Genomic DNA, 23857 nt, shown 5'->3' on the forward strand with positions numbered 1-23857 from the left:
CGAGGTGTCACCATGCTTACCGGCAACCCTGCCGTTGCGGCCCCGGCCGAACAGCCTGCTTCACTCTCCGGCCTGATGGTCGCGTTTCTGGCCTTCTGCTGCGGCGCGGTCGTCGCCAACCTCTATTACGCACAACCCATCGTCGAACTGATCGCGCCGCAGATCGGCCTGTCCAGTGACAATGCCAGCCTGATCGTGTCGCTGACGCAGTTCGGTTACGCGCTGGGCTTGTTGCTGCTGGTGCCGCTGGCTGACCTGATGGAGAACCGCCGTCTGGTGGTCGGTTTCACCCTCGCCGCGAGCGTGACGCTGCTGTGCGCCGGGCTGACCCATTCGCCGTCGCTGTTCCTGCTGCTCTCTTTGCTGATCGGCCTGACCTCGGTAGCGGTGCAGATCCTCGTGCCACTGGCCGCGCATTTGGCGCCGGAAGCCAGCCGGGGGCGCGTGGTCGGCAATATCATGAGCGGCTTGCTTTTGGGGATTCTGCTGTCGCGGCCGCTGTCGAGTCTGTTGGTTGAAGTGTTCGGCTGGCGCGGGGTGTTTTACAGCGCGGCGGCACTGATGGCGGTGATCGCGCTGATTACCGCTGTGGCATTGCCGCGCCGGGTGCCGACGCACAAAGCCACCTATGTCGCGTTGATCGGTTCGGTGTTTGCCTTGGCCCGGCGCTTTCCTGTGTTGCGCCAGCGTTCGCTGTATCAGGGTTTGCTGTTCGCCAGTTTCAGCCTGTTCTGGACCCTCGCGCCGATTGAGCTGATGCGTCACCACGGTTTCAGCCAGGCGCAAGTGGCAATCTTCGCGTTGGTCGGTGCGGTGGGCGCGATTGCCGCGCCGATTGCTGGACGTCTTGCCGATGCCGGCCACAGTCGTCGCGGTACCTTGGTGGCGTTGCTGCTGGCGCCGCTGTCACTGTTGATCGCGGCGCTGCCGGGCAGTGGTTACGTGTGGCTGGTGGTGTGCGCGGTGCTGCTGGACTTTGCCGTCCAACTGAACATGGTGCTTGGCCAGCGCGAGGTCTACGCCCTCGACCCGCACAGCCGCGCCCGCCTCAATGCGGTGTACATGACCAGCATCTTCGTCGGCGGCGCCCTCGGCTCCCTGATCGCCAGCCCGCTGTACGAACACTTCGGCTGGAACCTCTCGGCCGTCGCCGTGGCGGTGTTGCCGGCACTGGCGTTGGCGTTGTTCCTGGGTCGCAAGGCTGAGCACAGCTGAATCTCAAGAACGACACAAAGCCACTGTAGGAGTGAGCCTGCTCGCGATGGCGGAGTGTCAGTCAATAAATTGCTGCCTGATCCACCGCCTTCGCGAGCAAGCTCGCTCCCACAGGGTTTTGCGGGCAACCGCGTGATCGGTGACCCACCACAAAACCAATGTGGGAGGGGGCTTGCTCCCGAAAGCGTTGGGGCATGCAGCACATTTTCGACTGACGGGACGCCTTCGCGAGCAGGCTCACTCCTACAGGGGGCGGTGTGATTTGCCGATTTTTTCAGGAGCAGATGAACATGCATTTTGTAGAGAGCGCCCCCAAGCACGACGATACAAGACGTGTGGCGAGCGCTGATGCACAATCAGCGGCGTTCCCTCACCACCGGATCCCGCTTATGGACAAGTTGCTGGCCTTGAAGATGTTTGTTGAAACCGTGCGCTGCGGGGGCTATTCCTCGGCGGCGCGCAAGCTTGGGATTTCGACGTCTTCGGTGACACGGCAAGTGGCGGGGCTGGAAAACGAGTTGGGTGCCAGCCTGCTCAATCGCACCACGCGCAACACCAGCGTGACCGTCGCCGGCCAGACCTATTTCGAGAAGGCCGTGGCCATTCTCGATGCCATCGACGAAGCCGATGCGGTAGTTGCCGATCGTGGCAGTGATGCCCAGGGCCGCTTGCGCATCAGCGTGCCGGTGGAATTCGGCCGCAGGCTGATTGCGCCGCACCTGAGTCGCTTGCTCGAGCGCCATCCGGGGCTGGAGATCAGCCTGTCGCTGAGTGATCAGGTCAGCGATTTGCTCAGCGAACAGATCGACGTTTCGGTGCGCCTCGGCTCGACAGTGGTCAGCGAGGACATCGTCAGCAAACGCGTCGGCCAATTCCAGCGCTGGGTCGTCGCCAGCCCCGATTACCTCGCGCGCAGTGGCGTACTGGAGCACCCGCGGGATCTGCTTGAGCACCAATGCCTGCGTTTCGATTACGGCGGCAGCCATCACCACTGGACCTTTCAGGGCGACGAAGAGCCGATCCAGCTCAACGTCCGGGGTCGCCTGCAGAGCAACAACGCCGACATCCTGCGCGAAGCCGCAATCGGCGGTGGCGGGGTGACGCTGCTGGCCGACTGGCTGGTGCGCGACGACGTCGCCGCCGGACGCCTGACGCGCTTGCTTGAACACTATGAAGTCAACCCCGGCAGCGCCAGCAGTTGCATCAACGCGTTGTACTTGCCCAATCACCGGGGTTCGAGCCGGATCAACGTGTTCATCGATTTCCTCGTGGAGATTCTCCAACCGGCTGCACCCGCCGCTTAGCCCTGCACACTCTGTTGCTGCAGCCGCTTGAGACTGCTTGTATGCTTGCGCCCCGGAACACGTGGCCGCCGTGAGTGCCGACGTTCGAATGATGGCTGGAAGGGAACCCGGACTTCCTTAAGGTACTGACGTGAAGCGTGATACTCGCCTTGTAATGCTCCTGCTGCTGGTGATTGGCTGTTCCCTGACTTCGCTGACCATCTGGAAAGTCTGGTCTTCGCGCGAGCGTGCGCTGGCCGAGGTCGACGTGCATGGCCTGAACCTGACCCAGGCGCTCAACACCTACACCGAAGGCATCGTCCGGCAAAGCTCGTTGCTCTTGCTGGGGCTGGTCGAGCGTCTCGAAGCCGAAGGCGATGGACCGGCGCAGATTCAGCGCATCAAGACCCTGATCGACAGCCAGCAGTCATTGATGCCGCAGCTCAGCGGCATCACCATTTACGACCGGCACGGGCACTGGTTGATGTCCTCCAACCGGCCGATTCCGGCAGGCGCGAACAGCAGCGACCGCGCCTATTTCAAGCACCACCGTGACGATCCGAGCCGCGAATCGTTCATTGGCCCGCCGATCCAGAGCCGTGCCAATCACGAATGGGTGGTGACCATCAGCCGTCGTTTCAATGACGACGCTGGCCAGTTCGCCGGGGTGGTCGCGGTGACGTTGGGAGTGGAAAACTTCCTGCGCGTGTTCGGCAAACTCGACGTTGGCCAGGACGGTGCGATCGGTCTGTCGTACACCGATGGCACGCTGCTGGTGCGCTATCCGTTCCGCGAGCAGGACATGGGGCGCAACTTCTCCAAATCGCCGATCTACGCCAAATACCTGGTCGACCGCTCGGTCGGTACCGCCTCGTACACCTCCAGCCTCGACGGCGTCGAGCGGCTGTACGCGTTCCGTAAGAGTGAAACCCTGCCGCTGATCACCACCGTGGCCCTGGGCAAGGATGAAGCACTGGCGGCGTGGCGCATCGAAGCGGGATTGTCGGCGGTGGTGGTCGTCGGGCTGCTGGGGCTGACCGGGTTGATCGGCTGGTTCCTGATCCTCGATATTCGCCGACGTACCGCAGCCGAGGAGGCGTTGCGCGATGCCCAGCAGCAGTTGCTCGCGTCCAATCGACAGCTGGAATTGCTGGCGATGAAAGACGCGCTCACCGGTTTGGCCAACCGCCGCTGTTTCGATGAGACGCTGGCGGTGGAAGCGCGGCGGGCGCAGCGTGACGGGACCTCGCTGGCCCTGCTGATGATCGATATCGATCACTTCAAATTGTTCAACGATGCCTTGGGCCATGTCGCCGGCGATGCTTGTCTGCAAGCGGTCAGCAAGGTCCTTGAAAGCTGCGTGCGACGGCCGTCGGATCTGGTTGCGCGCTACGGTGGCGAGGAAATGGCGGTGATCATGCCGGCCACCGACAGCGCCGGGGCGACGGTGGTCGCGCAGCTGATGCTCGAGCGTTTGCAGCAGGCCCATATTGCCCATCCGGGCAGTCCGTTCGGGCGGGTGACGGTGAGTATTGGTATCGCGGTGGGCGCGGGCGTGGGGCTGGATTCACTGCCGGATTTGATCGAGGCCGCTGATCAGGCGCTGTACCGCGCGAAAGCGGTTGGCCGCAACGGTATGGCCGGACGGGCCTGATGCGCTAGAAAGCTTCGCCCTTATCCAGTTTCGCCATCAGCATCTGCCCGCGTTGCCACAGCGCATCCTGCTTGGCCAGCGGCATCATCGGCTGACAGCACACCTTCGCGAGCAAGCCCGCTCCCACGGGGATCGCGGGCGTAACTCCTGATTCTTGATCCACCGCAGAACCACTGTGGGAGGGGGCTTGCTCCCGAAGGCGGTGGGCCAGCTTGCATATTCATCGGCTGACAGGACGCCTTCGCGAGCAAGCCCGCTCCCACGGGGATGGGCGTGTACCACCTGATTCTTGATCCACCGCAGAACCAATGTGGGAGGGGGCTTGCTCCCGAAGGCGGCGGGCCAGCTGCAAATTCATCGGCTGACAGGACGCCTTCGCGAGCAAGCCCGCTCCCACAGGGATCGCGGGCGTAACTCCTGATTTTTGTTCCACCACCGAACCAATGTGGGAGGGGGCTTGCTCCCGAAGGCGGTGGGCCAGCTGCATACTCATCGGCTGACAGCACACCTTCGCGAGCAAGCCCGCTCCCACGGGGATGGGCGTGTACCACCTGATTCTTGATCCACCGCAGAACCAATGTGGGAGGGGCTTGCTCCCGAAGGCGGTGGGCCAGCTTGCATATTCATCGGCTGACAGGACGCCTTCGCGAGCAAGCCCGCTCCCACGGGGATGGCGCGTGCACCACCTGATTCTTGATCCACCACAGAACCAATGTGGGAGGGGGCTTGCTCCCGAAGGCGGTGGGCCAGCTTGCATATTCATCGGCTGACAGGACGCCTTCGCGAGCAAGCCCGCTCCCACGGGGATGGCGCGTGCACCACCTGATTCTTGATCCACCACAGAACCAATGTGGGAGGGGGCTTGCTCCCGAAGGTGGTGGGCCAGCTTGCATATTCATCGGCTGACACACCGCTATCGCGAGCAGGCTCGCTCCCACAAGGGATTTGTGTTGGGTTGTCAGCCAGGGTAGGTCGGATAGTCGATATAACCCTCGGCGCCGCCGCCATACACCGTCGCCGGGTTCAACTGATTCAACGGCCAGTCATTGGCAATCCGCGCTGGCAGGTCCGGGTTGGCCATGAATGGCCGGCCAAACGCGACCAGATCCGCCAGCCCCGACTCGAGCAACTGCGCCCCGGTGTTGGCGTTGTAGCGTCCGGCATAAATGATCGCGCCGCTGAAAGTGTCGCGCACCGCCTGGCGGAAGGTCTGCGGCATCGCAGGCGCGTTATCCCAGTCGGCTTCGGCGATCGACAGGTAGGCGATGCCGACGTCTTCAAGAATCTTGATCGCTGCAATGTAAGTGCTGTGCGGATCTTCCTCGACCAGGCCCAGATATGTCCGCGCTTCATCGGTGGTGCTGAACAGCGGCGCGAAACGCACACCGACTTTGTCCTTGCCGATGCATTCGGCAACACCAGCCACCACTTCGCGCAAGAAGCGCAAGCGATTGTCCAGCGAGCCGCCGTACTGATCGGTGCGCAGGTTGCTGTGGGCGGAGATGAACTGGTTGACCAGATACCCGTTGGCGCAATGCAGTTCGATGCCATCGAAACCCGCTTCCATCGCGTTGCGTGCAGCTTGGATATACAGCTGAATCAGTTCCTGGACTTCATCGGTGCTCAACGCGCGCGGAGCGGACGGCGGCACCAGTTCACCGGCACCGGGCGCGGTTTCGATAAACACACTGACGCGATCCGTGGCCACCGCAGAGGCCGATACCGGCGCATCGCCATTGGGCTGCAACGCCGTGTGCGAGACCCGACCGACATGCCAGAGCTGGGCGAAGATCACGCCATCCACGGCGTGCACCGCCTCGGTGACTTTGCGCCAACCGGCAATCTGCTCCGCAGTGTGAATGCCCGGCGTCCACGCATAACCTTGGCCGCGCGGTTCGATCTGCGTGCCTTCGGTGACCAGCAAACCGGCACCGGCGCGCTGCTGGTAATACTCGGCCATCAACTCGTTGGCGACATTGCCCGGTTGCGTGCTGCGCTGGCGGGTGAGGGGCGGCAGGACGATGCGGTTTTTCAGGGTGTGGTTGCCCAATTTAGCGGGCGTGAAGAAAGCATTGTTCATGGAATAAGCCTTGAATCTGATTAGACCAGTCGACTAGTGACTGGGCAAAAAAACAACGCCGGGCGGTACGCACGCGGCGTTGATCGGGGTAGAGCGAGGGATTCAGCCGAGCATCTTCAACAGCTTTTCGGCAACGGCGGCGGAGCTGGCCGGGTTCTGGCCGGTGACCAGTTGCCCGTCAGCGACCACGTGCACCTGCCAGTCGGCGACTTTCGAATAGCGACCGCCCAGACGCTGGAACTCGTCTTCGATAAGGAACGGCACCACGTCAGTCAGGCCGACCGCCGCTTCTTCGGCGTTAGTGAAGCCGGTGACGTCACGGCCCTTGACGATTGGCTGGCCGTCAGCGCGCACCACGTGCAACAACACGCCTGGTGCGTGGCAGACAAAACCATGCGGCTTGTTAGCGCGGTCGAAGGCTTCGATCAGTGCAATCGAGGCCTTGTTTTCAGCCAGATCCCACAGCGGGCCGTGGCCGCCTGGGTAGAACACGGCATCGAAATCCTCAGCCTTCACGTCAGCCAACCGGCCAGTGGTGGCCAATGCTTGTTGCGCGGCCGGATCGGCGCGGAAGCGATCGGTTTCGGCGGTCTGTGCGCTTGGCTCATCGCTTTTTGGATCGAGCGGTGGCTGGCCGCCGGCAGGCGATACCAGCGTGACGTCGGCGCCGGCGTCCTTGAAGGCGTAGTAGGGCGCGGCGAACTCTTCCAGCCAGAAGCCGGTTTTCTTGCCGGTGTTGCCGAGTTGATCGTGAGAAGTCAGAACCATCAAGATTTTCATAGAGCACCCTTGGGTTGGTCTGGCATCGGCAGGAGGCGAGGGATTCGCTTGTTGTCGGTGCCGCATGAATTTGTGTGTCGGGGCGCAGCATAGTTTCCAATTAGACCAGTCGTCTAGTAATTTTTTCAGAAAATGTTTTTGCCCGTCGGTTATGGCAAACTCCGGTCCTGAAAACTATACGACTGGTCTATTGTCTGGAATTTTGCGCACCATGAAGCCGACCTTTGACGACACCCGCCAACACTTGCTCGACACCGGCCACCGGATGATGGCCGAGAAGGGCTTCACCAGCGTCGGCCTCAACGAGATCCTGCAGACCGCCGGCGTGCCCAAGGGCTCGTTCTATCACTACTTCAAATCCAAGGAGTTGTACGGCCAGGCGTTGCTCGAGGATTACTTTGTCGACTACCTCGCCGACATGGAGCGCCGCCTGACCCTGCCGGGGCTGACTGCGTTCGAGCGTTTGATGGATTACTGGCAGGGCTGGCAGAACCGTTGCACCCTGGAGGGCCATGGCGACGAATGCCTGGTGGTGAAACTCAGCGCCGAAGTCGCCGACCTGTCTGAGTCAATGCGCCTGACCCTGCGCGACGGCGCCGAACGCATCGTCGCGCGCATCACCGAATGCATCGAACAAGGCCAGACCGACAAAAGCCTGCCCGAGGGCGACGCGCGGAAGTTGGCGGAGACGCTGTATCAGCTCTGGCTCGGTGCCAGCCTGCTGAACAAATTGCAGCGCACCGGACAGTCGCTGGAAACCTCGATGGCGATGACCCGGCAGTTGTTGCAAGTCTGAGCCTCGCCGCGGGTCACTGTAGATACTCTGTTCACGGTCAAGCTTTTTGGACGTGTTTACCGCTAAAAAGCTTGGCCGTGTCGAAGTCTTCTCCGGCCTGCATGCAGGCCCATAGTCCGGTCAGGTATTTGCGCATGACTGCGACGATAGCTTGCATCTTCCTCTTTCCTCGGGCCACCAACGCTTCGTAAAACGCTTTCACGTTCGGGTCGCAACGTATGGCGGTCAGCGCAGGCATGTACATCGCTGAGCGCAAATAGGCATTGCCGCCCTTACTTATCCGGCCGGGTTTATCAATGCTGCTTCCTGATTGCGTGAGTCGGACATCGAGTCCGGCATGGCGGCTAACCTGCGCGGATTTAAGCGTCACCGGTAAGGTCGTCAGTTCAGCCAGCGCTGCAAATACTGAGATCTCACCCATGCCTGGAGCGGCAATCATGTGTCCAAACTGGGCGCTCAACATTGGGCAGTTGTCGATCAATGCCCGACCAGCGACACGGAAACGCTCGATTCGTTTGTCAAAGGCGTTGATGGCCTCTTCTTCATCCTCAATCAGCATCGGGAGTGTTGTTTGAGTAGCTTTTAGCGCATGCAGCTCGTTTTTGGCGCGGGTGCGGTGACCTGTCAAACGATTGATGTGGCGGCCGATAGCACGCAGCTCAAGCTGTATTGAAGTGGGCGGCGTCCACAACCTTGGGCTCATCCGTTCGCCGTATTCAGCTAATAATTGGGCATCGATTGCGTCCGTTTTGCTGTTTTTCAGCATCAGCTTTGCAAAGTTGTGAAAACTCTTCGGATTGATAACCGAGACTGGCAAACCCGCCGCAGCGAGCTCCATGGCCAAGTCCAGGTAGTAGATACCGGTGGCTTCCATCACCACAGATATCGGCTTGAGCTCAAGCAATTTGCCGACAGCAGCCTTGCGCCCCGCCGGCGTCTGGTCGATATTGCACTGACCTGCAAAGCGGCCGCCATTGCGCCAGCCCATCGCTGTAGTGCGAGATCCCACATCCAAACCGACGTGCATGTTCATGCTTTCAACTCCAAGAGAACTGAGTTAAAAATGCTTCCTGGTTCCCCTGACCTCGAACTTCATGCCACTGCAACCTTGTAATGCGAAGTCCGACTCGTCGGCTTCTCGATACTCTTCGTGGTGGGCAATGAGGCGGGGGGACCTCTCTACAGACAAGGTCAGGAGCAAGTCCTGCCTTAAGGAGCGATCGGTCTCCCCAGAAACACATCTTCGTATGTCGCACCAGCGAGCTTAGATCTCATTCATGCTGGTGTCTGGGGAACATACAAGGAGCGAGCCTGCTCGCGAAGACGGCGGCACATTCAACATCTTCATCGCCTGACCGAATGCATTCGCGAGCAAGCCCGCTCCCACAGGTTTTCGCGGCGCGTGCCAAATCCCGGCAACCCACAATATCGAGTGTGGGAGCGGGCTTGCTCGCGAAGACGGCGGCACATTAAACATCTTCATCGCCTGACCCAGCGCATTCGCGAGCAAGCCCGCTCCCACAGGTTTTCGCGGCGTGTGCCAAATCCCGGCAACCCACAATATCCAGTGTGGGAGCGGGCTTGCTCGCGAAGACGGCGGCACATTCAACATTGTCATCGCCTGACCGAATGGCTTCGCGAGCAAGCCCGCTCCCACAGGTTGTTGCGGCGTGTGCCAAATCCCGGCAACCCACAATATCCAGTGTGGGAGCGGGCTTGCTCGCGAAGACGGCGGCACATTAAACATCTCATCGCCCGACCGAATGGCTTCGCGAGCAAGCCCGCTCCCACAGGTGTTCGCGGCGCGTGCCAAATCCCGGCAACCCACAATATCCAGTGTGGGAGCGGGCTTGCTCGCGAAGACGGCGGCACATTGAACATCTCACCGCCAGACCGAATGCATTCGCGAGCAAGCCCGCTCCCACAGTTTTCGCGGCGCGTGCCAAATCCCGGCAACTCACAACATCCAGTGTGGGAGCGGGCTTGCTCGCGAAGACGGCGGCACATTGAACATTTCATCGCCAGACCGAATGCATTCGCGAGCAAGCCCGCTCCCACAGATTTTTGCGGCGTGTGCAAAACCCGGGAAACCCACAAAACTACTGTGGGAGTGAGCTTGCTCGCGAAGACGGCGGCACATTCAACATCTTCATCGCCTGACCGAATGCATTCGCGAGCAAGCCCGCTCCCACAGGTTTTCGCGGCGTGTGCCAAATCCCGGCAACCCATAATATCCAGTGTGGGAGCGGGCTTGCTCGCGAAGACGGCGGCACATTCAACATCTCATCGCCCGACCGAATGCATTCGCGAGCAAGCCCGCTCCCACAGTTTTCGCGGTGCGTGCCAAATCCCGGCAACCCACAATATCCAGTGTGGGAGCGGGCTTGCTCGCGAAGACGGCGGCACATTCAACATCTTCATCGCCTGACCCAGCGCATTCGCGAGCAAGCCCGCTCCCACAGGTTTTTGCGGCGTGTGCAAAACCCAGGAAACCCGCAAAACTACTGTGGGAGCGAGACTGCTCGCGAAGGCGGCGGCACATTCAACATTGTCATCGCCTGACCGAATGGCTTCGCGAGCAAGCCCGCTCCCACAGGTTTTCGCGGCGCGTGCCAAATCCCGGCAACCCACAATATCCAGTGTGGGAGCGGGCTTGCTCGCGAAGACGGCGGCACATTCAACATCTTCATCGCCTGACCGAATGCATTCGCGAGCAAGCCCGCTCCCACAGTTTTCGCGGCGCGTGCCAAATCCCGGCAACCCACAATATCCAGTGTGGGAGCGGGCTTGCTCGCGAAGACGGCGGCACATTAAACATCTCACCGCAAGACCGAATGCATTCGCGAGCAAGCCCGCTCCCACAGGGGACCTGCGTGGATTATGGGTTTGGGGATCAGCAGGCCAGTCAACACTAAGGCAGTTGAGCAAACCACTGCGCATACGGCGTATTGCTCACCTTGTGCCGGTTGTAATCCGGGCTGCCATCCTCCCACCACACCGGCCCGCGTTCACCCAATGCGATTTTGGCCTGGTTCACACGTGCTCTCGCTGACTTCAATGCATCAGCATCCTCCGCGTGTTTGGCCTCTTTGACCGCTCGCCGCGCCGACATGAGTTCGGTAACCAACGCCTCACGCTCGGCCGCTGGCAGCGCTGGATTGCTGCAACGCCAGAGCTGCTGCTTGACAACAAAATAGCGGCCATCGGGGGTGGTGGGGTACATGGGCGATATCCTGCGTGATCCAGTCTCAGACCGGATAGGACAACTCGCCGATGAGTTTATCCAGCGTAATCGGATAATCGCGCACCCGTACGCCGCACGCGTTGTAGATCGCATTGGCGATGGCCGCCGCCGCGCCGCTGATGCCCAGCTCGCCGACGCCTTTGGCCTTCAACGGGGTGGCATACGGATCGACCTCGTCGAGAAAGATCACTTCCTGATGGGGAATATCGGCGTGCACCGGCACCTCGTATCCGGCCAGATCGTGGTTGACGAAAAAGCCGATTCGATGATCCACCGCCAGCTCTTCCATCAATGCCGCACCCGCACCCATGGTCATCCCGCCGATAATCTGGCTGCGCGCGGTTTTCGGGTTGAGGATGCGCCCGGCGGCGCACACGGCCAGTTGCCGACGCAGGCGAATTTCGCCGGTCGCCGCATTGACCGCGACCTCGGCGAAATGCGCACCGAAAGTCTGCTGGGCGAAGCGCTGGGCAAGGTCGCCGTATTCCATGCGGTCCTCGCCCGTCAGCTCGCCATTGGCTGCGGCCTGAGCCAAGCCAACCTGCTGCGAGCCTGCGCGAATTTGCCCGTCGACAAACTCGGCTTGCTGCGGGTCAATCCCGACGGCGCGGGCAGCGGCCTCGCGCAATTTCAGGCATGCGGCATACACGCCGGCAGTGGAGGAGGCCGCGCCCCACTGGCCGCCGGAGCCCGACGACTCGGGAAAGCGCGAATCGCCCAGATGCACCACAACGCGCTCCAGCGGCACGCCCATCATTTCCGCAGCGGTCTGGGCAATGATGGTGTAACTGCCGGTGCCGATGTCGGTCATGTCGGTTTCTACGGTGATGACGCCTTGACGATCGAGACGCACGCGTGCCGCCGAAGCGGTGGTCGGTGCGCCGCGAATCGCCGAGGCCAGACCGATGCCGATCAGCCAATCGCCCTCACGGCGCTGACCGGGTTGAGGGTTGCGCTGCTGCCAGCCAAAGCGCTCAGCGCCAGTGTTCAGGCACTCCACCAATTGTCGTTTGGAGAATGGCCGCGTGGGTTGCTCCGGATCGACCTGCGTGTCGTTGAGGATGCGCAGTTGCAGCGGATCCATCTGCAGCTTTTCCGCCAGTTCATCCATGGCGATTTCCAGCGCCATCATTCCCGGCGCCTCACCCGGTGCGCGCATCGCCGAACCCTCGGCGAGATCAAGCACGGCGAGATTCAAACGGGTCATGCGATTGGCCCCGGCGTACAGCAATCGGGTTGACGCGGTCGCCGCTTCGGCGCGACCGCCGCGCAGGTTGCCCGACCAGCTCTCGTGGCCGATCGCCGTGATCACGCCGTCACGGTTGGCACCGATGCGCAGGCGCTGAATCGTTGCCGGACGATGGGTCAGGTTGTTGAACATCAGCGGCCGCGGCAGCGCGACTTTTACAGGTCGCCCGGCATGTCGAGCGGCACTGGGATGCCAAGACTGCGTCGCAAAGAATCGTGCCCTTACCGCCGAAACCGCCGCCGATATACGGCGAGATCAGGCGCACGTCTTCCTTGGCAATGCCGAGGGTTTTCGCAAGATCGCGCACGCCCCAGTTGATCTGCTGGATTGATGTCCACAAGGTCAACTGCTTGCCGTTCCAGCGGGCGATGGTTGCATGCGGTTCCATCATCGCGTGAGCCTGATCGGGCGTGCTGTAGTGCTGATCGATTTGCACGGGCGCAGCGTTGAAGGCGCCTTCGAAGTCACCGACGCTAGTTTGCGGCGGCGGGCCAAAACCGGCCGGTGGCGGTGGGGTTGCGGAGTCTTTCGCAGCCGCCAGATCGAAGGAACCTGGCTCGGCCACGTAGCGGATGTCGAGCAAGCCGGCGGCCGCGCGGGCCTGTTCAAAGGTTTCCGCGACGACAATCGCCACGGCCTGGTGATAGTGATCGACCTGCGGCCCGGCCAACGCCTTGGCTACGTAAAACTCGCCTTTGGCCAATGCCCCGGCGTTTTCGTAAGTGACGATGGCAATCACCCCGGACGCTTCCCGCGCTTGCGTCGAATCGATCGAGGCAATGCGCCCCTTGCCGATCCCGGCGCCGACGATATAGCCATAGACGGCGTCCGGCACCGCTGCGTTTTGTTCGTAGGCGTACGTGGCGGTGCCGGTGGTTTTCAGCTTGCCGTCGATGCGGTCGGCAGGTTGGCCGATCACCTTCAGTTGATCGATCGGATTGGAGCCGGCCGGGGTGTCGAATTTCATTTGCGAATTCCTTTCAGACAGGCTGGCGGCGCACACGTAGCGCGGCGCAGCCATCGATTGACGTCGGATCTCTACGAGCCTAGGCCATCGGCGCGCTGCTGATAATGCGCGGTTTCAGGATGGAGTGATGAATTCTGCTCAGGAATCCTGACCAACATGACAAATAAGAATAAGTTTCAATTACCAATGCGCCGGTATACCATGCGCCGCGTTTTCATTGGCGGTTTTGCCCTTCGTTCTGGCCTATTCGTAAAGGTTTTCACCTCATGCGTCGAACTCTGCTTTCCATTTGTGTGCTGCAGGCGTTGTCTTCTTCCTCGTGGGCTGAGTCAGCCGAACCGACTTCTTCAACGCTTGAGCTGGAAGCCACCGACGTGGTCGGCACAGCAGATTACGAACGGGCAGACGGCCCGGTGCAGGGCTATCGCGCCACGCGTTCGGCCAGCGCCACGCGCACCGACACTTCCATTCATGAAACCCCGCAGTCAATCAGCGTGGTGACCAAGGACGCCGTCGAAGACCTCGGCGCGACGCGTTTGCAGGATGCGCTGGATTACGCCGGTGGCGTCGGTCGCGCGAACAATTTCGGGGGCAGGGCCTGACCACCTTCACTGTGCGCGGTTTCACCACCGGTGAGTTCTACCGCAACGGTTTCCCGATCAACCGCGGCTACCCGAACATGCCCGACGCCAACACCATCGAACGTCTGGAGGTGCTGCGCGGTCCGGCGACCATGCTCTATGGCCGTGGCGATCCCGGCGGTACCTTCAACGTGGTGTCGAAACAACCGTTGCCCGAGCGCACCGTTACGTTAGGCAGCCAATTGAACGACCAAGGCATGAAGCGCGGCACCCTCGACGCTTCCGGGCCACTCGATGAAGAAGGGCGTCTGGCCTATCGCTTGAATGTGGTGGGCGAGGGCGGCGATACCTTCCGCGATCATGTCGAGACCGAGCGCTACGGCATCACGCCGGTGCTGACCTGGCAGGCCACCGACGTGACCAAGCTGATTTTCGAAGGCGATTTCATGCGCAACAACGCGCCGCTCGATCGCGGTGTGACGCGCTACCCGGCGCAGATCGGCACCGCCTCGCGCGATACCTTCTTTGGCGAGAAGGACGTCGGCAAGCTGCACAACGACAACAACATGGCGCAACTGCGTTTCGAACACATGCTCAACGACGACTGGACCCTGGGCGGTGCTTTCCAGTGGCTCGACGGTTCGCTCAAGGGCAACGCGATCGAGGCCAACGGCATTGCCGCTGACGGCCGCACGCTGGGGCGCAACTTCAACTACCGCAAGCTGGAATGGACCGACAGGGACACCCAGCTCAACCTCACCGGGCATTTCGACACTGGCGGTCTGCAGCACACCTTGCTCACCGGCATCGAGTATGAAGATTACGATTACAAGTCGATCATCCAGCGCTCCAGCGGCGCGGTCAGTGCCTACCCGATCGACATCTTCAATCCGGTCTACGGCCAGCCACGCCCGGCGCTGACCCGCACACCGACCCACGATAAAGAGAACCTCAAGACCTACGCCGCGTTCGTGCAGGATCAGGTCGCCCTGACCGACAAACTGAAAGTGCTGGCCGGCGCACGTTTCGAGCGCTTCGAGCACGATTACGAAACCTACGTGCCGGGCGGCAAGAGCTGGCAGGCCAGCGACAATGCCGTCACCCCGCGTATCGGCATCACCTACGATTTGACCGATACCCTGGCGGTCTACGCCAACACCGCGCGCTCGTTCAAGCCCAACACCGGCGCCAGTCGCGAAGGCGGCGGCTTCGCTCCAGAGAAAGGCAAGTCCTACGAGATGGGCGTGAAGTGGGAAGCGCTGGATCAGCAGTTGAGCGTCGACGCGGCGATCTACCAGATCGAAAAACGCAACGTGCTGACCACAGATCCTGTGGATTCGACCTTCAGCGTCGCTGCCGGTGAAGTGCGCAGCCGTGGTTTCGACGTCAACGTCACCGGCAACCTCACCCCGGAGTGGCGAGTGGTCGGCGGTTACGCTTACGTCGACGCGGAAGTGACCAAGGACAACACGCTGCGCTCCGGCACCCGTCTGCTGAACATCCCGAAGAACAGCTTCAGCCTGCTCAATATGTACGAGTTCCAGGACGGCACGCTCAAAGGCCTCGGCCTCGGCACTGGCCTGAAATACGTCGACGAGCGCGCCGGGCAGACCGCCAACACCGCGTTTTCCATGGGCAGCTACACCGTGGTCGACCTGCTGAGCTTCTACAAGGTCAACGACAAGGTGCGGCTCAATCTGGATGTGAAAAACATCTTCGATCGCGACTACGAGGAAGGCGCCTTCGGCAATGTTTACGCCTACCCGGGCGCGCCGCGAACCGTGCAGGTGGGGATTTCCTACACGCTGTAAATCGCCGCAGCGGTTGCCGCCGCCCAATGGTGGCCTGAGAGTGGCATGTCGAAATCAGACATCGGCATGCCGCACTCAGGCTAGTTGGACGGCGCTCGGGCCACGTAAGGTGAAGCATCATTTCGTCGGCAAAGCGTCTGCGTCGCAGCTTTCGCCTGATATCGGCACAGGAAATGATGATCGCCTGACGCACAGTCAGTGGCCCAAACGTCGATCATGAGAACAATAAGAACCCATGACTAGCCTGAACCCCAAGGACTCCAACGGTCAGTTGGCGCAAGGTTTCAAACCGCGTCACGTCACCATGCTTTCCATTGCCGGCATCATCGGCGCAGGACTTTTCGTTGGCTCAGGCCACGCCATCGCCGCCGCAGGACCTGCGGTGCTGCTCGCGTATCTGTTCTCCGGTCTGCTGGTCGTGCTGGTGATGCGCATGCTCGGCGAAATGGCCGTGGCGCATCCCGACACCGGCTCGTTTTCCACCTACGCCGATCAAGCCATTGGCCGCTGGGCCGGCTTCACCATTGGCTGGCTCTACTGGTGGTTCTGGGTGCTGGTGATTCCCATCGAAGCGCTGGCCGCCGGGCACGTGCTCAATCAGTGGTTTCCCCAGGTCGATGCGTGGTTGTTCGCCTTGCTGTCGATCGTCCTGCTGGTGATCACCAACCTGTTCAGCGTGTCGAAATACGGCGAGTTCGAATTCTGGTTCGCCATGGCCAAGGTCATCGCGATCATCGGTTTCATCGGCCTGGGTTTTGCGGTGCTGATGGGCTGGATTCCCGAGCGTGAAGCCAGTGGCTTGAGCACGCTGATGGCCGAGCACGGCGGCTTTGCGCCCAACGGCATGTCGGCGGTGGTCGGCGCTTTCATCACCATCATGTTCAGTTTCATCGGCACCGAAGCGGTGACGATTGCTGCTGCGGAGTCGAACAATCCGGCGCAGAACATCGCCAAGGCCACGCGTTCGGTGATCTGGCGCATCGGCATCTTCTACCTGCTGTCGATCTTCGTGGTGATTTCCGTGGTGCCTTGGAACGACCCGCAACTTGCTTCGGTCGGTTCCTACCAGCGCGCACTGGAACTGATGAACATTCCCAACGCCAAATTCCTCGTCGACGTGGTCGTATTGATCGCGGTGGCCAGTTGCATGAACTCGTCGATCTACATTTCCTCGCGCATGCTCTATTCGCTGGGCCGACGCGGCGATGCGCCGCCGGCATTGAAGGTGACTTCGGCCGCCGGCGTGCCACGCGCTGCGGTCATTGCCAGCACGGTGATCGGCGCAGGCGTGACCTTGCTCAGCTATTTCATGCCGGCCGGGCTGTTTCAGTTCCTGCTCGCCAGCTCCGGCGCGATTGCCTTGCTGGTGTATCTGGTGATCGCCATTTCGCAGTTGCGCATGCGCCGCCGACTGGAACGGGAAAAGGTCGAAATGACCTTGCGCATGTGGCTGTTTCCCTGGCTCACCTGGCTGGTCATCGCCTTTATCTGCGCCGCTCTGGCGGTGATGATGATCACCCCAGAACATCGCCTGGAAGTGACTTCGACCATTGGCCTGGCGCTGCTGATTTCGTTCATTGGCCTGGTCACCAGCCGCCAGCACCGGCCGGCGGGCAGGGTGGCGGCTGTTAGCAAAGCCTAAGCAAACAACGCCTTGAGCCCGCGGGAAAACCAGCCGTTCGGGCTCGAAGGCAGATGCTCACGTTGACTGAGTGAGCCAGTCAACGCGCAGGTTTCACCGGCGAGCGAGCCCATCAGTTGCGGCAGCAAAAAACTGCGTTCGCATTCGCTGGCGGACAGTCCGGATTTCTCTTGCGGCCAAACCACGTTGGTTTCGGCAAACGGCTTCATGGCGCACCTCCTCATTATTCAAACGTCCAGCACCAGGGTCTCGCTGCCCTGCGCCGGGGCGGCGCAGCAAATCAGCACTTCGTCGTCCGCCAGGCGCATGGCCGGCGGGGTGAGGTAATGCACCTGACCGCTGGTAAGGCGGGTTTTGCAGGTGCCGCACGAACCGCCACGACAGCTGAACTCCGGATTCAAGCCACGCGCCTCGGCCAGTTCCAGCAAGGTGCCGCTGCCGGGTTCCCAGCGTGCTTCCTTGCCGGACGTGGCAAACAACACCTTGACCGGTTCTTCGGCGACCGGTACTTGCGGCGGCGCCGGGGTGCTGATTTCGACATCGCGGATCAGCGTCGACGGGCCGAAGGTTTCGGCGTGGATGCGATCATCGGGAATGCGCATTTTGCGCAGGCCGTCGTACAGCGCCTGGGTGAAGCTGCCCGGGCCGCACAGATAGAAATCGTAGTCATCCAGCGGCAGCAGGCCTTTCAGCAAGGCGATGTCGATGCGCCCGGGATGGTCGTAGCCCTGCGCTGTTGCTTCCAGCGGCGGCTGGCTGACCACGCGCAGCACTTTGACCTTGTCGCCTGCACGCGCGGCCAAGGCGTCGATTTCATCGCGAAAGGCCAGATCCTCGACGGTGCGACTGCTTTGCACCACCCAGGTCGGGCGCATGCGGCTGATGCGTTTGCCCTGATAGACCACCTCGCGCAGCATCGACAGCAACGGCGTCACCCCAACCCCTGCGGCCAACAGCACCAGTGGCCGGCGTTCGGTGGCGTTGACGGTGAAATCGCCTTGCGGCGCGCGGGCTTCGATCAAGTCCAATGCCTGCACCCGATCATGCAGATGCGAAGACACCGAGCCATCGCGTTTGACGCTGATGCGCAGGAACTCGTCCGACGGCGCGCTGGACACGCTGTAGGTGCGGATCGATGCGGCGTCCTGACCGTCGAGCAAGACCTTGATCGGCAAGTGCTGGCCCGGTTCGAAGCGCGGCAGGCCGAAGCCGTCGTTGGCTTGCAGGTAAAAGGAGCGGATCTGCGGACTCTCGTCGACCACCCGCGTGACGTGCAGCGCGCGCCATTGATTGCGCAGCGCTTCGGCCTGCAGACGCTCGCGGGTCTGCTCCCAGCTGCCGGTCATTTGCGAATTGGGCGAATCGCCTTGCGGCTGCTCGGCCCAGCGCAGCGGCAGCGCGGCCTGACGGTAAACGATGCGCTGCGGCTTGAAGCGCCACAGGCGCTCGGCGCCCTGGAACGCGGCGATCTGCGGATCGTCGAGCAGCACTTCTGCGCTGCCGGTCATCTGCAACAGATCGCCGCTTTCGAAATCGATGAAAGTCAGCCCGGCGCGCGGGTTGAGCAGAATGTTGCCCAAGGTGTTGAAGAACAGATTGCCGGAGAAATCCGGGATGGTCAGGGTGCCGTCCTCGTCCATGTGCACGAAGCCGGACTTGCCGCCGCGATGGGACACATCGACCTGGCGCTCGCCGTCGCGCACGACATAGGTGGCCACGTAGAACGAGTCGGCGGCGGTGATCATGTCGCGCACCAAGGGTTCGCTGACCGGCAAGTCGAGCGCGTTGTCGGTGGTCTCATCGACGAAGGCGTAATGGCGCAGATTGATGTAGCGCGGGCAGTTGCCGTAGGCCTGGGTCACGCTGATCTCGAGGCTGTCGGCATCGCGGCGGCTGATGTTGCCGTTCATGCGATTGCGCCGACGGGTGTGCAGTTCGATGCCGAGCATGCCGATCGCATCACCGGGCTGCAGGCCTTGATTGGCCGGGTCGTTGGGCTGCGCGTCGAGTTTGATCTTCAGAACCTGTGGTGACGGCGAATCCATGAACCCCGGTTGACCGGTGCGCAGCGTCGCCCACGGATCGCCCTGGCTATCAACGGCGCCGAGCACGACGAAGGGCAGTTGCGCATAGAACTCGCGGTGCTGGTCCGGCATCCAGTCGCGGGCCAGTTGCCGCTGGCCGACACCGACCATCATCTCCACCGCGCCGACGGCACGTTGCAGGGTCAGCTCACCTTCATGCCAGGGCGAGGGCTGCGGTTTCGACGCTGTGTCCATTTCGATTCTCCTCGGGTGCAAACGGGCCGGTGAGCCGCCAGGGGCTGAAGCTCAAGTGGGCTCATGTTCGCCCCCGGCCGGTTGCGAGGGAATGGCCAGAAATTGCAATCCACTGTTTCACTCGGTGAAATGATCCCCGCGCGAGCCTAAGGAGGCGGGTGATTATTTCACTGGCTGAAATGCTCGATTGTATTGGCTGAGGATTCCGCGATTTGCGGCAGGGGAGCAGGATGAGCCCATCGACACGATCAGCGGGTCGACCTCAAATAATCCAGGAGCACGTCATGTCCCAGTCAGCCGTCAAACTGTACCGCCATCCGTTGTCCGGCCACTCGCACCGCGTCGAGTTGATGTTGTCCCTGCTGGATGTGCCGACCGAACTGGTGTTCGTCGACCTGATGAAGGGCGCACACAAAACGCCTGAGTTCCTTGCGCTCAACCGTTTCGGCCAGGTGCCGTTGATTGACGACAACGGCACGGTGCTCGCTGATTCCAACGGGATTCTTGTGTATCTCGCCGGCAAATACGGCAATGGTCAGTGGCTGCCGAGTGATCCGGTCGAGCAAGCCAAGGTGCAGCGTTGGTTATCGGTGGCTGCCGGGCAGATCAGCTCGGGCCCGGCGACGGCGCGCTTGATCACGGTGTTCGGCGCCGGTTACGACGCGGCTGATGCGATCAAGCGTTCCCATGGATTGTTGCAAGTGATGGAAGATGAGTTGGCCAACAGCGTATTCCTTGCCGGCGACAAGGCAACCGTCGCCGATGTGGCCGCCTACACTTACGTCGCCCACGCACCGGAAGGCAATGTCTCGCTGGAAGAATATCCAAATGTGCGGGCATGGCTTGCGCGGGTCGAGGCGCTGCCGAAATTCGTCGGCATGCAGCGTACAGCGGTGGGCCTGCAAAGCGCTTGATATCAGCACACGCCGAAACCTTGTGGGAGCGGGCTTGCCCGCGATAGCGGTGGGTCATTCAGCATCGTAGTTGACTGACAGGACGCCTTCGCGGGCAAGCCCGCTCCCACAGGGCCGGTGGGTTTTCAAAATCTTCGACAGGTCCCCAGCTATGGATCGTTTTCAGGAAATGCGCATGTTCCTGGCCGTGGCCGAGGAGGGCGGCTTTGCGGCGGCGGCGCGGCGTTTGAACACCTCGCCCCCCAGCGTCACCCGCGCCATCGCTGCGCTGGAGCAACGCATCGGCACACGTCTGTTGTCGCGCACTACGCGCAGCCTGCATCTGACCGAAGCCGGCCATCGTTATCTGGACGATTGCCGGCGAATCCTTTGCGATGTCGACGAAGCCGAAGAAGCCGCTGCCGGCAGTTATCGGCTGCCGTGCGGGCACTTGAGCGTGACCGCGTCGGTGTTGTTTGGCGAGCTGTTCATCGCGCCGTTGCTGGCGCAATACGTCGATGCGTTTCCTTCGGTGCATCTGAAGGCCTTGCTGGTTGATCGCGTAGTGAACATGGCCGAGGAGGGCATTGATGTCGCCGTGCGCATCGGTCATCTGCACGAAAACAATCAGCATGCGATCAAGGTCGGCGAGGTCCGCCAAGTGATCTGCGGCACGCCGGATTACTTCGCCCGGTATGGCCGACCGCAACATCCGAACGAGTTGAGCCGCGCCAATATCGTCATGTCGTCCGCCAGTCATTTGCTCAGCGATTGGCAATTCGCCCATGCGGATGGCCCGTTGAGTTTTCGCTTCGAACCGCGTCTGGTGGTCACCGCGAATCAGGCGGCGATCAACATCGCCAGTTCCGGTTGGGGCATTACACGCGTGCTGTCTTATCAAGTCGCCAGCCAGGTTGCGGCTGGTGAGCTGGAATTGGTGTTGCAGGCCTTTGAGCCGCCGGCGTTACCGGTGCAACTGGTCTATCTGAAACATCCGCGCGTACCGGCGAAGGTGCGCACGTTCGTGGACTTTCTCAGCGAGCGGCTACAGCACCATCCAGCGCTGAAAGCCGTGAACAGGGTTCACGGCTAACGCTTCAAGTTTCAATTCAGCAATGAATCACTTCGCCGCAGCAGCGGTTTCGATCAGGCTGGCGACGGCTTTCGGGTTGGATACCATCACCACGTGCGACGCGCCTTTGACCACTACGGTCTGTTTGGAGTGCGCGCGCTCGGCCATGAACGCCAAGGCTTGCGCCGGGATGTTCTTGTCCTGGTCACCGTAGACGAAGTACGACGGCACGGTTTTCCACGCAGGCTCAGTCGCGGCTTCGTTGAGCGCAGCGACGGTCACCGGACGTTGGGTCGCGGCCATCAGCTTCGCATCGGCCGGGGAAACATCGGCGGCGAACTGATCGTGGAATTTATCCTGCTGGATGTACAAATCCTTGCCACCATCGGCCAGCTCAACCGGGGCCGACAGGGTCGGGCCAAGGGTGCTGCCGGGGAAACGCCCGGACAATTCAGCGGCGGTTTCACCCTTTTCCGGGGCGAACGCGGCGACGTACACCAGCGCTTTGACATTGGCATTGCCGTAGGCGGCTTCACTGATCACCGGGCCACCGTAAGAGTGGCCGACCAGCACCACCGGGGTTTTCACGCTGGCCAGCACATCCGCCACCGATTGCGCATCGCCCTTGACCGAGCGCAGCGGGTTGGCAGCGGCGATCACCGGGTAGCCATCCTTCTCGAGAATCTTGACCACGCCGTTCCAACTGCTCGAATCGGCAAAGGCACCGTGCACCAGCACTACGGTAGGTTTAACCGGCGCAGCGAACGCGGCAGTGGCACCGAACATGGCGGCGGTAAGGGCGAGGGTAGCGAAGACTTTGTTCATGGGATGTCCTGTCGATTGGTTAATGTAGGAATGGAAGCGACAGTGGTATTTAGCGCGCTAAATGTGTCAGTTATGTGTGCGCACGGCCGGCCTTCGCATGCGGGTGTATCTGTGTTGGCGAAAGCTACACGCTGATACAAACGTCGCCGATTGCTCAGCTTTGACCCATAACTGCAGCGGACTCGATTTTTTCAGTCGGCTGCAGTGTTTCCGGAACACCAATCAACAGCAGCAGAAACGCCGCCGCTGCAACACCAGCGAGGGTGAGGAATGCTGCGCTGTAACCCGCAGCCTCGACGACAAAACCGGCCAACCCATTGCTCAGCGCCGCGCCCAGGCCAAACGCTGTGGTCAGCGCGCCGAGGCTGACATTGAAATGCCCGGAGCCGAGGGTCAGATCCTTGACCATCACTGGGAACAGCGCGCCGAACAACCCGGCGCCGACGCCGTCGAGCAACTGCACGGCGACCAGCCAGTACGGATCATCCGAGAACGTGTAGAGCAAGCCACGCAGCGGCAGGATCAGAAAACCCGCCAGCAATAACGGTTTGCGCCCCCAAACATCGGCTTTCGCACCGGCCAGCAGCGCCATCGGCACCATCACCAGTTGCGCGGCGACGATGCACGCCGACGTCAGCGGCGTGGCCATGTGCAAGTTGGCTTGGGCGAGTTTCTGGCTCACCAGCGGCAGCATCGCCGCGTTGGCCAAGTGGAACAGCGCGCAGCACAGGGCAAACATCAGCAGCGGGCGATTGCTCAGCAGCACCTTGAACCCGGACGGCTGATGGTTTTGATCGCCAGGCTGCAAACCGCGCGCGACGTCGTGATCTATCGCTTCTGCCGAAACGAACAGCACGGCAACTACGCTCGCCAAGGCCATGACGGCCATCAGATAAAACACCGCCACCGGACCGAACAGATAGGCAAACAAACCGGCCAATAACGCCGCGCAGGCGTTGCCGGCATGGTTGAACGTCTCGTTGCGGCCGGTGCGCCGGGTGAATGCACGCGGGCCGGTGATGCCCAGCGTTATCGCGGAAATCGCCGGAGCGAAAATAGACGCTGCCGCCGCGCTCAAGGCTTGGGTCAATGCCACCAGACTGAATGAAGAAATGAACGGCAGCAGCAGACAACTCGCCGTGACCAACAGCGCGGCGATGATGACCAGCGCCCGTTTCGCCCGACTGTTGTCAACCAGCGCACCGGCCGGTGTCTGCGTGATCAGTGCAGCGATACCGGCGAGAGTCATGACCACGCCGATGCTGGCCGGGTCCCAGTGGTGTACGGCGAGCAAGTAGATGGCGAGGTACGGCCCGAGGCCGTCGCGGACATCGGCGAGAAAGAAATTCAGACTGTCCAGCGAGCGGTTGTTGCGGCGATCGAGATGGCTGATCACGGTGGGCAGTCTCTTGAAAGTGAGGCCTGCGAAAATGTATCAACCTCGGCAATCCTAATGACCGAAGCGGCGGGGAATTAGTTGCAGAAC

The 23857-nt window shown here is 61.4% G+C and carries 16 protein-coding genes and 2 pseudogenes; 9 read left to right on the forward strand and 9 right to left on the reverse strand.

Translation table 11 applies throughout. The annotated features are described in order from the left end of the window. Positions 1-12 precede the first annotated feature (12 nt). The 3 genes from ACZZZ4_RS22605 to ACZZZ4_RS22615 all read left to right on the forward strand — a co-directional run bounded on the left by ACZZZ4_RS22605 (position 13) and on the right by ACZZZ4_RS22615 (position 4152). Positions 13-1215: an MFS transporter gene (locus ACZZZ4_RS22605; protein WP_463548822.1), complete on the forward strand. Its 1203-nt coding sequence runs from the start codon at positions 13-15 to the stop codon at positions 1213-1215. Between the two features lie 389 nt (positions 1216-1604). Then, positions 1605-2519: a LysR family transcriptional regulator gene (locus tag ACZZZ4_RS22610; RefSeq protein WP_463548823.1), complete on the forward strand. Its 915-nt coding sequence runs from the start codon at positions 1605-1607 to the stop codon at positions 2517-2519. 130 nt (positions 2520-2649) lie between these two features. Then, entirely contained in the window at positions 2650-4152 is a 1503-nt protein-coding gene (locus ACZZZ4_RS22615) for a sensor domain-containing diguanylate cyclase (protein WP_463548824.1), read from the forward strand. 958 nt (positions 4153-5110) lie between these two features. Here ACZZZ4_RS22615 and ACZZZ4_RS22620 read toward each other — a convergent pair. Together ACZZZ4_RS22620 and ACZZZ4_RS22625 are read right to left on the reverse strand one after the other, a co-directional pair. Next, a complete protein-coding gene (locus ACZZZ4_RS22620; protein ID WP_463548825.1) occupies positions 5111-6232 on the reverse strand; it encodes an alkene reductase in 1122 nt (373 codons plus the stop codon). 102 nt (positions 6233-6334) lie between these two features. Continuing rightward, on the reverse strand, positions 6335-7012 hold the full coding sequence (locus ACZZZ4_RS22625) for a type 1 glutamine amidotransferase domain-containing protein (protein ID WP_463548826.1): 678 nt from the start codon (positions 7010-7012) through the stop codon (positions 6335-6337). 211 nt (positions 7013-7223) lie between these two features. On the opposite strand from ACZZZ4_RS22625, the gene ACZZZ4_RS22630 reads away from it, so the two are divergent. Continuing rightward, the gene (locus ACZZZ4_RS22630; RefSeq protein ID WP_016770670.1) at positions 7224-7808 is read left to right on the forward strand and encodes a TetR/AcrR family transcriptional regulator; all 585 of its coding nucleotides are present in this window, start codon (positions 7224-7226) and stop codon (positions 7806-7808) included. A gap of 37 nt (positions 7809-7845) precedes the next feature. Here the strand turns inward: ACZZZ4_RS22630 and ACZZZ4_RS22635 are convergent, their stop codons facing one another. The 3 genes and pseudogenes from ACZZZ4_RS22635 to paoC all read right to left on the reverse strand — a co-directional run bounded on the left by ACZZZ4_RS22635 (position 7846) and on the right by paoC (position 13268). Beyond that, positions 7846-8841 (reverse strand): IS110 family RNA-guided transposase, encoded by a 996-nt coding sequence (locus ACZZZ4_RS22635; RefSeq protein WP_310408833.1) that lies wholly within the window; start codon positions 8839-8841, stop codon positions 7846-7848. A gap of 1878 nt (positions 8842-10719) precedes the next feature. Further along, positions 10720-11031, reverse strand: coding sequence for a hypothetical protein (locus ACZZZ4_RS22640; protein WP_463548827.1), 312 nt, complete (start codon positions 11029-11031; stop codon positions 10720-10722). 25 nt (positions 11032-11056) lie between these two features. Next, positions 11057-13268, reverse strand: a pseudogene (gene paoC, locus ACZZZ4_RS22645) (aldehyde oxidoreductase molybdenum-binding subunit PaoC). Between the two features lie 266 nt (positions 13269-13534). On the opposite strand from paoC, the gene ACZZZ4_RS22650 reads away from it, so the two are divergent. From ACZZZ4_RS22650 to gabP, 3 genes and pseudogenes are all read left to right on the forward strand, one after another. Then, positions 13535-13870 (forward strand): TonB-dependent receptor plug domain-containing protein, encoded by a 336-nt coding sequence (locus ACZZZ4_RS22650; protein WP_463548828.1) that lies wholly within the window; start codon positions 13535-13537, stop codon positions 13868-13870. After that, positions 13799-15660: pseudogene (locus ACZZZ4_RS22655) on the forward strand (TonB-dependent receptor); the annotation flags it as partial. The gene ACZZZ4_RS22650 and the pseudogene ACZZZ4_RS22655, both read left to right, overlap by 72 nt. A gap of 235 nt (positions 15661-15895) precedes the next feature. Further along, the gene (gabP, locus tag ACZZZ4_RS22660; protein ID WP_071172494.1) at positions 15896-17302 is read left to right on the forward strand and encodes a GABA permease; all 1407 of its coding nucleotides are present in this window, start codon (positions 15896-15898) and stop codon (positions 17300-17302) included. Here the strand turns inward: gabP and ACZZZ4_RS22665 are convergent. Both ACZZZ4_RS22665 and ACZZZ4_RS22670 read right to left on the reverse strand, forming a co-directional pair. After that, a complete protein-coding gene (locus ACZZZ4_RS22665; RefSeq protein ID WP_463548829.1) occupies positions 17299-17511 on the reverse strand; it encodes a hypothetical protein in 213 nt (70 codons plus the stop codon). The two genes, gabP and ACZZZ4_RS22665, sit on opposite strands and share 4 nt — an antisense overlap. Before the next feature lie 18 nt (positions 17512-17529). Beyond that, the gene (locus ACZZZ4_RS22670; RefSeq protein WP_463548830.1) at positions 17530-19581 is read right to left on the reverse strand and encodes a 2Fe-2S iron-sulfur cluster-binding protein; all 2052 of its coding nucleotides are present in this window, start codon (positions 19579-19581) and stop codon (positions 17530-17532) included. Between the two features lie 284 nt (positions 19582-19865). Here ACZZZ4_RS22670 and ACZZZ4_RS22675 point away from each other — a divergent pair, with 284 nt between their 5' ends. After that, a complete protein-coding gene (locus tag ACZZZ4_RS22675; protein WP_463548831.1) occupies positions 19866-20495 on the forward strand; it encodes a glutathione S-transferase family protein in 630 nt (209 codons plus the stop codon). A 151-nt stretch (positions 20496-20646) separates the two neighbouring features. Then, positions 20647-21567, forward strand: coding sequence for a LysR family transcriptional regulator (locus ACZZZ4_RS22680; protein ID WP_076562867.1), 921 nt, complete (start codon positions 20647-20649; stop codon positions 21565-21567). Between the two features lie 27 nt (positions 21568-21594). On the opposite strand, the gene ACZZZ4_RS22685 is transcribed toward ACZZZ4_RS22680, so the two are convergent. Both ACZZZ4_RS22685 and ACZZZ4_RS22690 read right to left on the reverse strand, forming a co-directional pair. Continuing rightward, positions 21595-22371, reverse strand: a complete 777-nt coding sequence (locus ACZZZ4_RS22685) for an alpha/beta fold hydrolase (RefSeq protein WP_122692547.1) — start codon at positions 22369-22371, stop codon at positions 21595-21597. A gap of 154 nt (positions 22372-22525) precedes the next feature. Further along, on the reverse strand, positions 22526-23767 hold the full coding sequence (locus tag ACZZZ4_RS22690; RefSeq protein WP_463548832.1) for an MFS transporter: 1242 nt from the start codon (positions 23765-23767) through the stop codon (positions 22526-22528). Positions 23768-23857 lie beyond the last annotated feature (90 nt).

This window comes from Pseudomonas sp. AC252 (genome assembly GCF_979258105.1).

What these genes read in the sequence shown, in the direction of transcription:
- ACZZZ4_RS22675 (WP_463548831.1), top strand. Translation starts at nt 19,866, where the DNA reads ATGTCCCAGTCAGCCGTCAAACTGTACCGCCATCCGTTGTCCGGCCAC.
- ACZZZ4_RS22680 (WP_076562867.1), top strand. Translation starts at nt 20,647, where the DNA reads ATGGATCGTTTTCAGGAAATGCGCATGTTCCTGGCCGTGGCCGAGGAG.
- ACZZZ4_RS22650 (WP_463548828.1), top strand. Translation starts at nt 13,535, where the DNA reads ATGCGTCGAACTCTGCTTTCCATTTGTGTGCTGCAGGCGTTGTCTTCT.
- ACZZZ4_RS22685 (WP_122692547.1), bottom strand. Translation starts at nt 22,371, where the DNA reads ATGAACAAAGTCTTCGCTACCCTCGCCCTTACCGCCGCCATGTTCGGT.
- ACZZZ4_RS22610 (WP_463548823.1), top strand. Translation starts at nt 1,605, where the DNA reads ATGGACAAGTTGCTGGCCTTGAAGATGTTTGTTGAAACCGTGCGCTGC.
- ACZZZ4_RS22665 (WP_463548829.1), bottom strand. Translation starts at nt 17,511, where the DNA reads ATGAAGCCGTTTGCCGAAACCAACGTGGTTTGGCCGCAAGAGAAATCC.
- ACZZZ4_RS22670 (WP_463548830.1), bottom strand. Translation starts at nt 19,581, where the DNA reads ATGGACACAGCGTCGAAACCGCAGCCCTCGCCCTGGCATGAAGGTGAG.
- ACZZZ4_RS22630 (WP_016770670.1), top strand. Translation starts at nt 7,224, where the DNA reads ATGAAGCCGACCTTTGACGACACCCGCCAACACTTGCTCGACACCGGC.
- ACZZZ4_RS22625 (WP_463548826.1), bottom strand. Translation starts at nt 7,012, where the DNA reads ATGAAAATCTTGATGGTTCTGACTTCTCACGATCAACTCGGCAACACC.
- ACZZZ4_RS22640 (WP_463548827.1), bottom strand. Translation starts at nt 11,031, where the DNA reads ATGTACCCCACCACCCCCGATGGCCGCTATTTTGTTGTCAAGCAGCAG.
- ACZZZ4_RS22635 (WP_310408833.1), bottom strand. Translation starts at nt 8,841, where the DNA reads ATGAACATGCACGTCGGTTTGGATGTGGGATCTCGCACTACAGCGATG.
- ACZZZ4_RS22605 (WP_463548822.1), top strand. Translation starts at nt 13, where the DNA reads ATGCTTACCGGCAACCCTGCCGTTGCGGCCCCGGCCGAACAGCCTGCT.
- gabP (WP_071172494.1), top strand. Translation starts at nt 15,896, where the DNA reads ATGACTAGCCTGAACCCCAAGGACTCCAACGGTCAGTTGGCGCAAGGT.
- ACZZZ4_RS22620 (WP_463548825.1), bottom strand. Translation starts at nt 6,232, where the DNA reads ATGAACAATGCTTTCTTCACGCCCGCTAAATTGGGCAACCACACCCTG.